Origin of the sequence: Vibrio sp. TRT 29B02 (assembly GCF_050113655.1) — a bacterium.
Lineage (GTDB): Bacteria > Pseudomonadota > Gammaproteobacteria > Enterobacterales > Vibrionaceae > Vibrio.
The window spans coordinates 1-14,473 of sequence record NZ_JBNJOJ010000053.1 but is presented as its reverse complement, the minus strand read 5'-3'; the positions used below and the strand labels follow the sequence as shown (position 1 = coordinate 14,473).

At 44.8% G+C, this 14,473-nt stretch carries 12 protein-coding genes and 1 tRNA gene; 12 read left to right on the top strand and 1 reads right to left on the bottom strand.

Going from position 1 to position 14,473, the window contains the following annotated elements; genetic code table 11:
• Positions 1–519: 519 nt before the first annotated feature.
• The 9 genes from ACQEXT_RS20990 to luxS all read left to right on the top strand — a co-directional run bounded on the left by ACQEXT_RS20990 (position 520) and on the right by luxS (position 10,962).
• Positions 520–777, top strand: coding sequence for an oxaloacetate decarboxylase subunit gamma (locus ACQEXT_RS20990; protein WP_426953410.1), 258 nt, complete (start codon positions 520–522; stop codon positions 775–777).
• Positions 778–808: 31 nt separating this feature from the next.
• Positions 809–2,590, top strand: coding sequence for a sodium-extruding oxaloacetate decarboxylase subunit alpha (gene oadA / locus ACQEXT_RS20985; protein WP_426953409.1), 1,782 nt, complete (start codon positions 809–811; stop codon positions 2,588–2,590).
• Between the two features lie 9 nt (positions 2,591–2,599).
• Positions 2,600–3,730, top strand: a complete 1,131-nt coding sequence (locus tag ACQEXT_RS20980) for a sodium ion-translocating decarboxylase subunit beta (RefSeq protein ID WP_426953407.1) — start codon at positions 2,600–2,602, stop codon at positions 3,728–3,730.
• A 123-nt stretch (positions 3,731–3,853) separates the two neighbouring features.
• Entirely contained in the window at positions 3,854–4,804 is a 951-nt protein-coding gene (locus ACQEXT_RS20975; RefSeq protein ID WP_426953406.1) for an NADP-dependent oxidoreductase, read from the top strand.
• Entirely contained in the window at positions 4,798–5,259 is a 462-nt protein-coding gene (locus ACQEXT_RS20970) for a YqaA family protein (RefSeq protein WP_426953404.1), read from the top strand. Before ACQEXT_RS20975 ends, ACQEXT_RS20970 begins: the two co-directional genes overlap by 7 nt.
• 9 nt (positions 5,260–5,268) lie before the next feature.
• A complete protein-coding gene (locus ACQEXT_RS20965; RefSeq protein WP_426953402.1) occupies positions 5,269–8,127 on the top strand; it encodes a M16 family metallopeptidase in 2,859 nt (952 codons plus the stop codon).
• A 109-nt stretch (positions 8,128–8,236) separates the two neighbouring features.
• Complete coding sequence (gene gshA / locus ACQEXT_RS20960; protein ID WP_426953400.1) at positions 8,237–9,805, top strand: glutamate--cysteine ligase; 1,569 nt, start codon at positions 8,237–8,239, stop codon at positions 9,803–9,805.
• 12 nt (positions 9,806–9,817) lie between these two features.
• On the top strand, positions 9,818–10,414 hold the full coding sequence (locus ACQEXT_RS20955) for a hypothetical protein (protein WP_138971975.1): 597 nt from the start codon (positions 9,818–9,820) through the stop codon (positions 10,412–10,414).
• A gap of 29 nt (positions 10,415–10,443) precedes the next feature.
• Complete coding sequence (gene luxS / locus ACQEXT_RS20950; protein ID WP_138971969.1) at positions 10,444–10,962, top strand: S-ribosylhomocysteine lyase; 519 nt, start codon at positions 10,444–10,446, stop codon at positions 10,960–10,962.
• Between the two features lie 56 nt (positions 10,963–11,018).
• Here luxS and ACQEXT_RS20945 read toward each other — a convergent pair whose 3' ends face one another.
• A complete protein-coding gene (locus tag ACQEXT_RS20945; RefSeq protein WP_138971970.1) occupies positions 11,019–11,495 on the bottom strand; it encodes an RDD family protein in 477 nt (158 codons plus the stop codon).
• Between the two features lie 192 nt (positions 11,496–11,687).
• Between ACQEXT_RS20945 and ACQEXT_RS20940 the strand changes: the two genes are divergently transcribed.
• From ACQEXT_RS20940 to ACQEXT_RS20930, 3 genes are all read left to right on the top strand, one after another.
• Positions 11,688–11,772, top strand: a tRNA-Leu gene (locus tag ACQEXT_RS20940).
• Positions 11,773–12,168: 396 nt separating this feature from the next.
• Positions 12,169–12,573 (top strand): VOC family protein, encoded by a 405-nt coding sequence (locus tag ACQEXT_RS20935; protein WP_426953399.1) that lies wholly within the window; start codon positions 12,169–12,171, stop codon positions 12,571–12,573.
• 130 nt (positions 12,574–12,703) lie between these two features.
• Complete coding sequence (locus ACQEXT_RS20930; protein WP_426953398.1) at positions 12,704–13,960, top strand: HD-GYP domain-containing protein; 1,257 nt, start codon at positions 12,704–12,706, stop codon at positions 13,958–13,960.
• The last annotated feature ends 513 nt before the right edge of the window (positions 13,961–14,473 follow it).

Below are 14,473 nucleotides of genomic sequence, written 5' to 3'. Positions count from 1 at the left end.
CGTCCTTAGCTCAGCTGGATAGAGTACCTGGCTACGAACCAGGCGGTCGGAGGTTCGAATCCTCCAGGACGCGCCACATTATAAGCCCTGCTAGAAATAGCAGGGCTTTTTTATTAACACCTTTGCAACATTCTTTAAACACTAGTATTACAACTAGTTGTTTCTACAGCGATTTTGCTATTTCTTTTACCCACATCTCAGTAACACATGATGTTTTGTCATAAGGTCATAAAACCCACAGTTATTTATGCTCATTTGGCTAAATATTGCAGATTTATGTGATTTGTGTGACGAATAATTCCCTAGATCTGTGCTTTATCGTCAATAGCTTCTTAAACAAAATTGACAAAGTTTAACCAATCGAGATAATCCTAAGCCTCTTGTCAGGATTTTACTGTATGTTCTGGCAACAAGAGCACCGGCATCATGCTGGTATACGTTAGTGTTTATCTATCGTCATGATGATGATTTTCGAGAGGCCTAATGTTGTTGTCAGGATGACAAAGAAAGGATGCAAAAATGGATAATATTGGAAGCCTGCTAGTAGACGCTGCAACCCTGATGCTTACAGGGATGGTTGTAGTGTTTATATTCCTCACTATTCTTGTCTATCTCGTTCGGTTGATGTCTAAACTTTTGCCAGAAGAAGTTCCAGAGCCGATCGCTGTACCAAATCAAAATAACAAAGTTCAAATACCATCTTCTGCTGTGAGTCCGAAGGTTGTTGCGGCAATTTCCGCAGCGGTACATCAGTACCGTACTTTGGTGGCTAAATAGCATTTGATAGGATTAAAAGGAGTTAATGAGCATGTCTAAACCACTAGCTTTAACAGATGTGGTCCTTCGTGACGCCCATCAGTCGCTATTCGCGACGCGTATGCGTCTAGAGGATATGTTACCTATCGCGGAAGAGCTCGATAAGGTCGGTTATTGGTCTCTAGAAACATGGGGCGGTGCTACGTTTGATGCGTGCATTCGATTCCTGGGCGAAGACCCTTGGGAGCGTTTACGTGCATTAAAGAAAGCAATGCCTAACACACCAATGCAAATGCTACTGCGTGGCCAAAACTTATTGGGTTACCGTCACTACGCTGATGATGTAGTAGAAAAGTTTGTTGAGCGTGCCCATACCAATGGTATGGATGTGTTCCGCATTTTTGATGCGATGAACGACGTGCGAAACTTTGAAAAAGCCGTTAAAGCGACGGTTGATGTTGGTGCTCATGCACAGGGTACACTCTCTTACACGACCAGTCCGGTCCACAATACCGAGACTTGGGTAGACCTTGCTAAGCGTCTAGAAGATCTCGGTTGCCATTCGCTTTGTATCAAGGATATGTCGGGACTTCTGAAACCCTACGAAGCGGAAGATCTTATTACACGTATCAAAGCATCGTGTGATGTGCCGCTTGCTTTACATTGCCACGCGACCACGGGTCTTTCGACTGCCACAGCAGTGAAAGCTGTCGAAGCTGGTATCGATATTCTTGATACGGCTATTTCGTCAATGAGCTGTACTTACGGTCATACGCCAACTGAAACAGTTGTGGCTATGCTTCAGGGCACTGAACGTGACACTAACCTTAAGCTTGATCAGATCGAACCAATCGCGGCGTATTTCCGCGAAGTACGTAAAAAGTACGCCAAGTTCGAAGGTCAACTGAAAGGCGTCGATTCTCGTATCCTTATTGCTCAAGTTCCAGGTGGCATGCTGACCAATATGGAAAGCCAGCTCAAAGAGCAAGGTGCAGCGGATCGTATTGATGAAGTGTTAGAAGAGATCCCACGTGTTCGTCAAGATCTTGGCTACATTCCTCTGGTTACTCCTACTTCACAGATCGTTGGTACCCAAGCGGTGATCAACGTTCTGACCGGAGAGCGTTACAAGAGTATCACCAAGGAAACGGCTGGTGTCCTAAAAGGTGAGTACGGTGCGGCACCTGCTGAGCTTAATGCAGAGCTTCAGGCGAAAGTGCTTGATGGTGGTAAAGCGATTACTTGTCGTCCTGCTGATTTGCTTGAAGCTGAAATGGAAACTTTGACCGATGATCTCTTAGCCAAGGCTAAAGCGGAAGGTATTTCGCTAGCAGAAGATACGGTCGATGATGTTCTGACTTATGCATTATTCCCACAAGTCGGACTTAAGTTCCTTAAAAACCGTCGCAACCCAGACGCGTTTGAACCAGCACCGGGTAAAGAAGAGCCAACACCAGTTGTGGCTCAACCAGCTCAAGGTGGTATTGAAACTTACAGCGTGAAGGTTGATGGACAGGTTTATGATGTTGAAGTTGGTCCACAAGGTCAGCTGACATCAGTAACTCCTGCTCAATCGGCTGCTAATACTCAAGCTGTGGCTCCTGCGGCACCTGCGGGCAATTCAGAAACAGTACCTGCTCCACTAGCGGGCAACATCTTCAAGGTTAACGTTCAGAGCGGTGCTCAGGTTGCAGAAGGTGATGTGTTGTTGATTCTTGAAGCTATGAAGATGGAGACAGAAATCCGTGCTGCCCGTGGTGGCATCGTCCAAGATCTGCATGTCAAAGAAGGTGATTCTGTGACTGTTGGTGCTCCACTACTTAGTCTGGCGTAAGGGAGTCTCATGGAAGGATTAATGACTCTTTGGTCAGAAACAGGGATCGCTCACTTTGAATTTGGCCAGATCTGCATGATCTTGGTCGGGTGCGCACTGCTGTTTTTGGCCATTCGCAAAGGCTTTGAGCCGCTACTACTTTTGCCAATAGGCTTTGGTGCCATCTTAGCGAACATCCCTAACGCAGGGTTTACGGAAGAGGGCGGATTGCTCTACTACGTCTACTATGTAGGTATAGAGTCGGGTATTTTCCCACTACTTATCTTCATGGGCGTTGGCGCGATGACCGATTTCGGTGCTCTTATCGCAAACCCTAAGACGTTATGGTTAGGTGCGGCAGCTCAGTTTGGTATCTTTGCAACACTATTTGGTGCGATCCTACTTAACTATGTGCCGGGTATGGAATTTAGCATGCCTGATGCTGCTTCGATTGCGATCATTGGTGGCGCAGATGGCCCGACGGCTATTTTCTTAGCAAGTCAGCTCTCTCCAGATCTGCTGGGTGCGATTGCCGTTGCAGCATATAGCTATATGGCATTGGTTCCTATCATTCAACCGCCTATTATGAAGGCGCTGACGACACCGGAAGAGCGTAAAATCCAAATGGCTCAACTTCGCCATGTTGGAAAAGGTGAGAAGATTCTATTCCCACTGGCTGTTCTGCTAATGACGATCTTGTTCCTACCATCAGCAACACCGCTGGTCGGTATGTTCTGTCTTGGCAACTTGATGCGTGAAGCTGGTGTTGTAGACCGTCTATCTAAGACTGCACAAAATGAACTCATCAATATTGTGACTATCTTCTTGGGGCTAGGCGTCGGTTCTAAGCTGCAAGCCGAAGAGTTTCTTAATGTTGAAACGCTTGGCATTCTGGCGTTAGGGGCTGTGGCTTTTAGTATCGGTACTGCGGGTGGTGTCTTGATGGCGAAATTACTCAACAAGCTGTCTAAAGAAAATATCAACCCATTGATCGGTGCTGCCGGTGTTTCTGCTGTACCAATGGCAGCGCGTGTTGTAAACAAGGTCGGTTTAGAGGCAAACTCACAAAACTTCTTATTAATGCACGCAATGGGACCTAACGTAGCTGGTGTTCTTGGCTCGGCGGTAGCTGCCGGTATTTTGCTTGCCTTGGTTGGCTAAGCGTGAATTACGGTTAGTAATTGGTCAAATTGAGAGTAAGTGGTTAACTTGCTAGCAATAAATGGTATATATTCAAAGGGATGCTTTCGCATCCCTTTTTTATATCGATAGGGAAATGAAGAAATGGAAAACAAACAAATCGCAATCTCACAATTTGGTGATCCAGACGTTCTCGTTATTCAAACTTCACCAATTCCAGAACCTAAAGCGGGTGAAGTACTGGTTAAGGTCCATTTCTCTGGTGTTAATCCTATAGATGTAAAAACGCGGGCAGGTTTAGGCTGGGCAGCTTCTCAGAATAAAGATAACCTGCCTTGGGTACCCGGCTATGATATCTCCGGTGAAATTATCACGCTTGGAGAAGGTGTCGAGCGTTTTGCTGTTGGCGACAATGTTGCAGGCTTTATTGGTTTCCCTCTCGCAGGAGGCGGTTATAGCCAATTTGTTTGTGTACACGAAACCGCGTTAAGTCTTGTGCCAAATTCTATCACGCTTGAAGCGGCAGCTGCTCTTCCACTGGCAGGCCAAACAGCGGTACAGGCCTTGGATAAGGCTGGGGTGAAAGAAGGCCAGCGTGTTCTGATTCTCGCTGGTGCGGGTGGCGTGGGTCACATTGCGATTCAGGTTGCCGTTGCGGCTAAGGCAGAAGTCTTTACTACTTGTAGCGAAGCGAATTTGGATTATATGGCAACTCTAGGTGCTCATGCGATCAACTACCAGTTTGCTCCTGTTTCCGAGCGAGTCGAAGAAGCGGATGTGCTTATCGATTTGGTCGGTGGTGATGCCGCTCTTGATGCACTTAAATGCTTAAAAGATGGTGCGAAAGTGGTAACGGTTCCCACTCTTTCCGCAGAGTTGATTTGTGAGAAAGCGAAACTTCTAGGCTTTGAAGCAACGGGAATGCTTGTTGATCCAAACCCAGAGCAACTTGATGCGCTTCTCTACATGGTGAGTGTTGGTTTAGTCAAGACTGAGATTCATCAGGTGTACCCATTCGAACAGGTTGCTGAAGCACATAAACAGATTGAAACCGGTCACACAAGAGGCAAGGTCTTGCTTGATATGCAATGTTAGAAGCGTTTAACAGCGCATTCGAATCTTTCGCTCTTTGGTTTTCAGACTCGGCACTGTGGGTACTCTTTCTAAGTGGTTTCCTCAGTGCCACTTTATTGCCTGGAGGTTCAGAGGCCGGGCTGATCGCTACCTTGAGCTTAAACCAATACTCGACCTTTTATATTATTGCCGTTGCTACGTTAGGCAATACTCTTGGTGGTTTAACGAATTTTTGGCTTGGATTATGGCTACCAAACCGAACTCAGAACGAAAAACATGGTCATAAAGCCTTATTATGGCTAAATAAATACGGCTATTGGTCGCTTTTTTTTAGCTGGTTGCCAGTGATTGGTGATCCATTGTGCTTAGCTGCGGGTTGGCTACGGATGCGTTTTTGGCCTTGCTTTTGGTTGATACTGATTGGTAAAGCACTCCGTTACATTCTACTTGCTGCAGTTTTTTTCGGTTTTTTCTAAGGGGATGTCATGAGAAAGATTTGGCTTGGTGCTATTTCTCTTGTTGCACTATATGGTTGCAGTTCTAGCAACCTTTCTTCTGTACCTTTCTTTTCCTCCTTACCTGAAGGTGTCACTCTTATTGAAGAAGTGGATGGTGAGCCAGGTAAGGCAATGATCCCATATTCAAAGTATCAGTTAGAAAATGGGCTGACAGTGATATTGTCTCCGGATCATTCTGATCCACTTGTCCATGTTGATGTTACCTACCACGTAGGTTCAGCGCGTGAGGAGGTAGGCAAGTCAGGTTTTGCTCATTTCTTTGAACATATGATGTTTCAGGGCAGTGAGAATGTTGGCGATCAAGAACATTTTAAGATCATCACCGAGGCGGGTGGTTCTCTGAATGGAACGACCAATCGGGATCGCACGAATTATTTTGAAACGGTGCCTTCAAATCAACTTGAGAAAATGTTGTGGCTTGAATCTGACCGTATGGGTTTTTTGCTTGATGCAGTCTCACAGCACAAGTTTGAAATTCAGCGTGATACAGTGAAGAACGAGCGCGCGCAAAACTATGACAACCGTCCATATGGCTTGATGTGGGAGAAAATGGGCGAAGCGATGTACCCAGAGGGACATCCATATTCTTGGCAGACGATTGGCTATGTCGAAGATCTTGACCGTGTTGATGTTAATGATCTCAAAGCGTTTTTCCTGAGATGGTATGGCCCCAACAATGCAGTCCTAACCATTGGTGGTGATCTCGATGTTGATCAAACCTTAGAGTGGGTAAGTAAGTACTTTGGATCGATTCCATCAGGGCCAGCGGTAGAGCAGGCACCTAAACAGCCAGCCAAGCTAACTGAAGATCGTTATGTCACGTTAGAAGACCGCATTCAGCAACCGATGCTTATTCTTGGGTGGCCGACAACCTACAATGGTGCTGAGGGGCAGGCTTCCTTAAACGCCCTTGCCAACGTATTGGGTAATGGTGCGAATAGTTTTCTGTATCAAAAGTTGGTTAAAACTCAGAAAGCCGTTGATGCAGGGGCTTTCCAAGATTGCGCAGAGTTAGCCTGTAATTTTTACGTTTATGCAATGGCACCTTCGGGGGAAAACAGCGCTCTGAAACCTTTGTATCAGGAGTTGATGCAAACCCTAGGTGAGTTTGAAGCGAAAGGGATAGATAACAACCGATTAGATCAAATTACCGGAATGGCTGAGGCTCAGTCGGTTTTCGCATTGCAAAGTGTGCGAGGCAAAGTATCGCAGCTTGCTTCTAATGAAACTTTCTTCAATACCCCAGACCGAATTCAGACTCAGTTAGCGCAAATTCGTGCGGTCACCCCAGAGTCGGTGATGGACGCCTATAAAAATTACGTTAACGGTCACCCTAAAGTTGCTTTAAGTGTGGTACCTAAAGGTAAGACGGAACTTGCTGCTGCGCCTGCAACGTTCAGCACGCCACAAAGAACGTTACCTGAATACCAAAAGGTCACTGACGATCAACTCGCGTATCGTCGTGCACAGGACAACTTTGATCGTTCTGTGATGCCTCAAGTCGCTGAAAGTGTTAAGGCACAAATGCCGAAACTTTACCGCCTCTATTTTGACAATGGTGCTGAACTGTTGGGTACGGTGAGCGCTGAAACGCCGACTGTACAGCTAGAAATTAGTTTTCCTGCTGGAGAGCGTTATGTCAAAAAAGGCAAAGAAGGGTTGGCGAACTTAACTGCGGCTATGATGGAAGAGGCGACACTGGACTCGACTCTTGAACAGTTACAGGCGCGGTTGGATAAGCTAGGGAGTACGCTTAACGTAGAAGCGGGAAATTACACGACCAGTATTTCAGTCTCTAGTTTAGAGAAAAACCTACCTCAGACACTTAAAATTGTCGAAGAGGTACTGTTTAAGCCAGCATTCCGTGAGCAAGATTTTGAGCGCATCAAAAAGCAAATGCTAGAAGGTATCGTCTACCAGCACCAACAAACAAGTTGGTTGGCCTCTCAAGCAACCCGACAGGTACTTTTTGACGGGACGGTATATCAGCGCTCCAATGATGGTACGCAAGCGTCACTGGAAGCATTAACCTTGGATGACGTCAAAGCGTTCTACAAACAACATTACACTCCGCAGGGAGCACAAATAGTTGTTGTTGGAGACATCAATAGGAAACAGATCAAACAGCAGTTAGCCTTTATTGATTCTTGGCAGGGAGAAGTTGCCCCACTGCTAAGACCGCAACTTGTTAAGGAAAATCAGCAGAAAAAGCTTTATTTGGTGGATAAGCCAGGAGCACCACAAAGTGTGGTACGCGTGGTGCGTCAAGGTCTACCGTTTGATGCAACGGGGGAAGTGTACCTAACCCAATTGGCTAACTTTAACTTAGCTGGGAACTTCAACAGTAGAATCAATCAGAATCTCCGTGAAGATAAAGGTTACACCTATGGCGCTAGCGGTTATCTTGCATCGAATCGAGAAGTGGGTGCGATTGTGTTCTCAACACAGGTTCGTGCTGACGCAACTGTTCCATCAATCATTGAGCTTGAAAAAGAGTTAAAGGCATACAGTCAGAATGGAATGACTGATGATGAGATGAAATTTTTACGCTTAGCGGTCGGTCAACAAGATGCACTAAAGTATGAAACGCCTTCACAGAAAGCCGGACTGCTTAGTAGTATTCTTGCGTACAGTCTTGATGAAGACTACCTCAAGCAACGCAATGAGATCGTTGAAACGGTAGATAAGCAGACTTTAGACGAGTTGGCGAAGAAGTGGTTTACACCAGATGATTACCAAATCATTGTTGTCGGTGATGCCAAAACCCTGAAGCCACAATTAGAAAGTTTGCAGATTCCGATAGAAGAGCTTGAAATCATCCGTTAGAGTACACATAACATAGTGCATAGCTAGAGGGTGACATGGGTCACCCTTTATGAATTTGTTTAGCCAGTTTGGTAGAACTACCAAACCTTAGATATAAGCGAACCTCATTTTGACTGAATTTGCTGCGCGACTTGAGCGAGTTGCACAAAACCCAGAAGTATTTAAGAGTTTTGGACGTGGTGTGGAGCGTGAAACGCTGCGCTATCACCAAGATGGTCATCTTGCAACAACGCCACATCCTGAAGGACTCGGTTCCGCTTATGCGAATAGCTGGATCACCACCGATTTCTCCGAGTCATTGCTGGAATTTATTACGCCGGTATCGAATGACATATCAACCCTGATTGCACAGTTAGAGGACATCCACCACTTTACTCAGACTAAGCTGGGCGAAGAAAAAATGTGGCCGCTTTCTATGCCGTGTTATGTCGGTAGTGAAGATGATATCAACCTAGCTCAATATGGTGTTTCTAACTCTGGGAAAATGAAAACGCTTTACCGCGAAGGTTTAAAGCGTCGCTATGGCAGCTTGATGCAAATTATCTCAGGTGTGCATTTCAACTTCTCTTTCCCTGAGAGTTTTTGGCAGCAATTGTTAGGTGACCAGAACGAAGAGCAGCGTCAGGCGAGTAAGTCAGACGCTTACTTTGGTTTGATTCGCAATTATTACCGTTTTGGCTGGTTAATCCCTTACTTCTTTGGTGCATCGCCAGCGTTATGTTCGTCGTTTGTACAGGGCAGAGACAGCAAATTACCGTTTGAAAGCATTGGTGGATCGCTTTATCTGCCGTATTCCACCTCGCTGAGAATGAGTGATTTGGGCTATACCAACAGTGCTCAAAGCTCTCTAAAAATAGGTTTTAATAGCCTCGAAGAGTATTTAGATGGTTTGAATACCGCGATACGCACTCCTTCGAATGAGTTTGCTGAGATCGGGGTAAAAGTGGATGGCGAGTACCTTCAGCTCAATAGCAATGTACTTCAAATTGAAAATGAGCTGTACGCGCCAATTCGACCAAAACGAGTCGCTAAGTCTGGCGAAAAACCATCAGAAGCGCTGGCTCGTGGTGGCGTAGAGTATATTGAGGTCAGATCGTTAGATGTGAATCCTTACAGCTCAATCGGTATCAATGAGGATCAAGTACGATTCTTAGATATGTTCTTAACGTGGGCAGCACTGACTGAGTCTGAGCCCATGGATTACTGTGAACAAGCGTGCTGGCGTGACAACTGGAATCGAGTCATCATCGAAGGTCGTAAGCCAGGTCTCGAACTGCAAATTGGCTGTAGGGGTGAAGTCCTTACATTACAAGACTGGGCAAAACGTGTATTTGTGGAATTAGTCCAGATCGCAGAAAAAATGGATGAGGCGATGGGTGGTGTAGCATACCAAGCGGTTTGCTACAAGCTACTTTCGTGGATAGATAACCCTGAGAACACCATATCGGGCAAGTTACTCGAAGATACTAAGCGCTTTGGCGGGTTGGGTAAAATTGGATGTGAGTTGGGTAAGCAATATCGCAATGACCACTTAAACCGCAGCTACAGAACGTACAGTGAAGCGGATATGGAAAGTGAAGTGGTTCGTTCTGTTCAGGCTCAACTTGACGTTGAAGCATCTGATGAATTGAGTTTCGAGCAGTATCTTGAAGAGTACTTCTCTTATTTAAAGTCTTAAGGTCGCATCGTGATAAGGAAGCTTTCACTCCTCCTTAGTGTGTCCTTAGTTGGCGGGTGTGCGACATCCCCGCCTAAAGATCAGTCGAACCTTTGCGAGATTTTTCGAGAAAAGCCAGGCTGGTATGACGACGCTATTGATATGCAAAAGGAGTGGGGAACTCCGATTCAAGTTTCAATGGCGATTGTCAAACAAGAGAGTAGCTTTCGTCATGATGCTCGCCCGCCTAAAGACTATTTGCTTGGTTTTATACCGTGGGGACGAGTCAGTAGCGCTTATGGTTACGCTCAGGCGCAGGATCCTGCCTGGGAAGATTTCCAAAAGTCGACCGATCATGGCGGCTCTCGGACAGACTTCTCAGATTCACTCATGTTTATAGGTTGGTACACGAGTGAAACTCAGAAACAACTCGGCATCTCCAAGTGGGATGCTTACAACCAGTATTTAGCCTATCATGAAGGTCGCGGCGGCTATAAACGGAAAAGTTATCAGTCGAAACCGTCACTAATTCGCGTGGCTCGAAAAGTCGAGCAGCAGGCAAAGGATTATGGTTGGCAACTTAAACAGTGCCGACAGGAATTAGAAAACAATAGAAGCTGGTTCTTTTAGTACCAGAGAAGTAGAAATGGAGAAGGACAATGCCGTTATTAGATAGTTTTACCGTTGATCATACCCGAATGCATGCACCAGCAGTTCGTGTTGCGAAAACAATGACCACCCCAAAGGGTGACACCATTACGGTATTCGACCTGCGTTTTACCGCACCAAATAAAGACATCTTATCTGAAAAAGGAATTCACACTCTCGAACACCTTTACGCAGGATTTATGCGCAATCATCTTAACGGTGAAAGTGTCGAGATTATCGATATCTCACCTATGGGTTGTCGTACCGGTTTCTACATGAGTCTAATCGGCTCTCCACAAGAGCAGCAAGTTGCCGACGCGTGGTTAGCTGCGATGAAAGATGTGCTAAAAGTTGAAAGTCAGAATAAGATCCCTGAACTCAATGAGTATCAGTGTGGTACTGCGGCGATGCATTCTCTGGATGAGGCGAAACAGATTGCAGAAGCGATTCTAGCTGCTGGTATCTCAGTAAACAAAAACGATGAGTTGGCGTTACCAGAAGCGATGCTTAAAGAGCTCAAAGTAGACTGAACAGTTTGAAATGAAAAAGGAAGGCAACAGCCTTCCTTTTTACTATCTTTAAAACGTTAATTTGCTTTCGGCAGCACCACAACTTGTGTTTTTGCCCAGATATCATGAAATCCTCGTTTTTGTGGATCTAATGGAACTGTAAAATTAGCGAGACCAAAACCCGAAGTACCAATACGGATTAGTGCCTGTGTGACTGAAACAGGTTTTCCGTCTATGCTACGCAAGTGCAGTTTCCATGCACGCATACCTAACGTTTGACCGGCTCTGGTCCAGAAGAAAACAAAGAAATAGATCCATACGAAGGCCAAATACGCGGTATAAACCGGACTCCAAATCGGGTGGTTAGTGAGGAAGTCACTCACGTCTTCAAATCCACCTACGTTAAAGATGCCCATCGCCATCAATGCATGCAAAATAGCGATAACAATACCCGCTGCCATCATTTCTACGGCAATGATAATAAGTCCATCGTAAAAAAGAGCCCCTAAGCGGCGAAACAAGCCTGCTGGTGGCAAAGTGTCAATCGTTGACATAAAACCTACTTACCCAAACAAAATAAGGCGAAAGAATATAGCTTCAGTTTTGATCTGAAAAGAGAGCTTGCGCACAGCTTATCAATTTGTGGCTATTTTATCGTCAAACGATAGTTATTTCAGTCTTTTGCACTTGCACGATTCATTGGCATACGTATAATGCCAAACATCAAAGGGCAATAGCCCAGAGATGCCGGTGTGGTGAAATTGGTATACACGACGGATTCAAAATCCGTTTCCTTCGGGAGTGGCGGTTCAAGTCCGCCCACCGGTACCATATTTAAACGATAAAGCCTCGACGAAAGTCGGGGCTTTGTTGTATCTAGAGTTTGTGAGTTCAAACCCAGCATGGCGTCAGGAGTGCCTGCCCAGCCAAGTCACCCGCGAGTAACATACATAGAAAGGTCGCTTTTATAGCGGCCTTTCGTCGTTTTTGGGGGATGAACATTGTAACTGTCGTTCCATGAGCCTTCTGCCCCTTCTCTCGCCTAAAGCACGTTCGTCAGTACTGGTTTATTCCAATGAAGAGACGGATGGTCATTCAGAATCAGTGGCCTTACGTACTATCGATGTGTTTTATGCTCTGTTGCGCATGCCTTGAGTGGTTTACTTAAATTTTCTGTGGCTTAGGGAAAAGTTGTCTATCTTTAAATTATCAAGATGGAGGCTGAAAATGTACCAACTCACTCCCTATCTATTCTTTGCAGGACGCTGCCAAGAAGCACTTGATTTTTATCAGAACTGCTTCGGAGGCGTTACTGTTTCTAAGCAACTGTTTAAAGATGCGCCTCAAGAGATAGAAGGAGCAGACCCACATTGGATAATGCACGCAGAGTTTCAAGCATCAGGCATGAAATTGATGTTATCTGATGGTGTATTTGCAAAAGAGCTCTCTGGCAACAATATTGCTTTGTCGGTTGTTCTGACAGACATCGATGAACAAGGTCGGCTCTTTGACAAGTTATCGGAAGGAGGTCACGTCATGATGCCTCTGGCAGACACATTTTGGGGCGCTCGGTTTGGTAAAGTAGAAGATCAGTTTGGTGTCCGCTGGATGCTACACTGCAACCTTGTATAGTTTGATATACATTGAAGCTATGAATTTCACGTAAGATATCTCTCATTCCAGCGCATAGATAATGATTTCGTTTTCCCATTACTCTAAAATTATTCATTAATAAGTAAGTAAATAAAGTTGTATATAGATCGTGGCGAGCATCAAAATTACTGTAGATAGGCTACAGCCAGGGTTGCATATTCGTCTTCCGGTTAAATGGAACGAGCATCCCTTTTTATTCAATAGCTTCAAAGTGAAAGACGAAGAACAAATTCGTATGATTCGTCACTTAGGGATTAAGCACGTCTTCATAAACCCAAATCAAAGTGATACGCAACCACTTCCCTCATCAAGTCAATCTAGCTCAGTAGAGGAACCTGTTGATAGCGAAGTCGATCTCGAAGCGCAAAAGCTCTGGAAAGAGAAACAAGATCGGATTGAAAAACTTAGTGCCTACCGACGACGTGTCATCAACTGTGAAAAAGAGTTTGAGCGCTCGTTGTCGCGCATGAGAGCGGTCATGAATAAGATCCGCAATCGACCAGAACAAGCCGTTGATGAGGCGACGCTACTCGTTAATGATATCGTTGATAAGCTACTAAGTGATGACAACGTTACGCTGCACTTGATGAATGGTAAGAGTGAATTTGAAGACATTTACTTTCATTCACTCAATGTTTCCGTGGTCGCGATGATGATCGCCAAAGCAAAAATGCTGAGTGCAGATCAAATAAAGGAAGTCGCTTTCGCTTCTTTATTCCATGATATGGGGAAAGTGAAAGTCCCTACAGCGATATTGCGTAAACCGACTCATCTTACTGAACCTGAAAAAAACTATCTAAAACTGCATACAAAATATGGGTTAGAGATCGCGGCTAATATGGCGAGTTTTCCTGAAAGTGCTCGGACAGTCATAGCGCAGCATCATGAGCTTAATGACGGTTCCGGTTACCCTGAAGGATTGAAAGAAGATCAGATTGATGAGCTAACCCAAATTGTTGCTGTGGCAAATGCCTATGACAATCTTTGTCATACTAATGTCGCCGCTGACCAAAAAATTCCTTATGTTGCGCTCTCATACCTCTACAAAAACTGCAAGCATCTATATAACAACGAGAATCTGAGCTTATTGATTAAGTTTATGGGGATCTATCCTCCAGGCACTGTTGTACAGCTATCGAATGATATGGTCGGTTTGGTTATCTCTGTGAACTCTAAGAACATTCTCTTTCCTAATGTTCTTATCTACGATCCCTCTGTACCCAGAACTCAAGCGCCAATCATTGACTTAGCTGAAAGAGAAATAAAGATAGTTAATGCAATCTTACCTAACAAACTTCCGGATAAAGTAAGGGAGTACCTAAATCCACGCTCACGGATTTCATACTTTTTTGATTCAGATGACTAGTTATCCACAGTGATTTGTGAACAACTCGTGGCTAACCTGAGGGTAAAGTGGGTGTAAATGTTGGTCTGAGTAATTAATGTCCACTTAGTCTTTTTTTATGAAAAAAATGCATCTTTTTGCTTGCCTTAAAAAAGGAACTGCCTATAATGCGCATCCACTGACAGGGCAGACGCCGCAAGGCTTCAGCAATAGTCAGCGAGGTGAAAAGCTTCTAACAAAATAAATTTGAAAAAGTGTTTGACTCTTCAAATTATCTCGCTAGAATTCACCTCCGCTTCGAGAGAAAGTGTTCTCAAAAAGCAAAGCTCTTTAACAATATAAACCTATCAATCTGTGTGGGCACTCGTTGATGATAATCCAACTAGAAATTTCTCTTAATAAAGAGGGGTTTCAAATTAGGTTTCAATGAAACGAAGTGACCATTCGAATTGGGCAGCAGCCTTGAGCTGTTTTGTTTTACTTTTTCAAAAGTAAAGACCAATAAGAGCACAGTCAATTCAAACATTACTTATG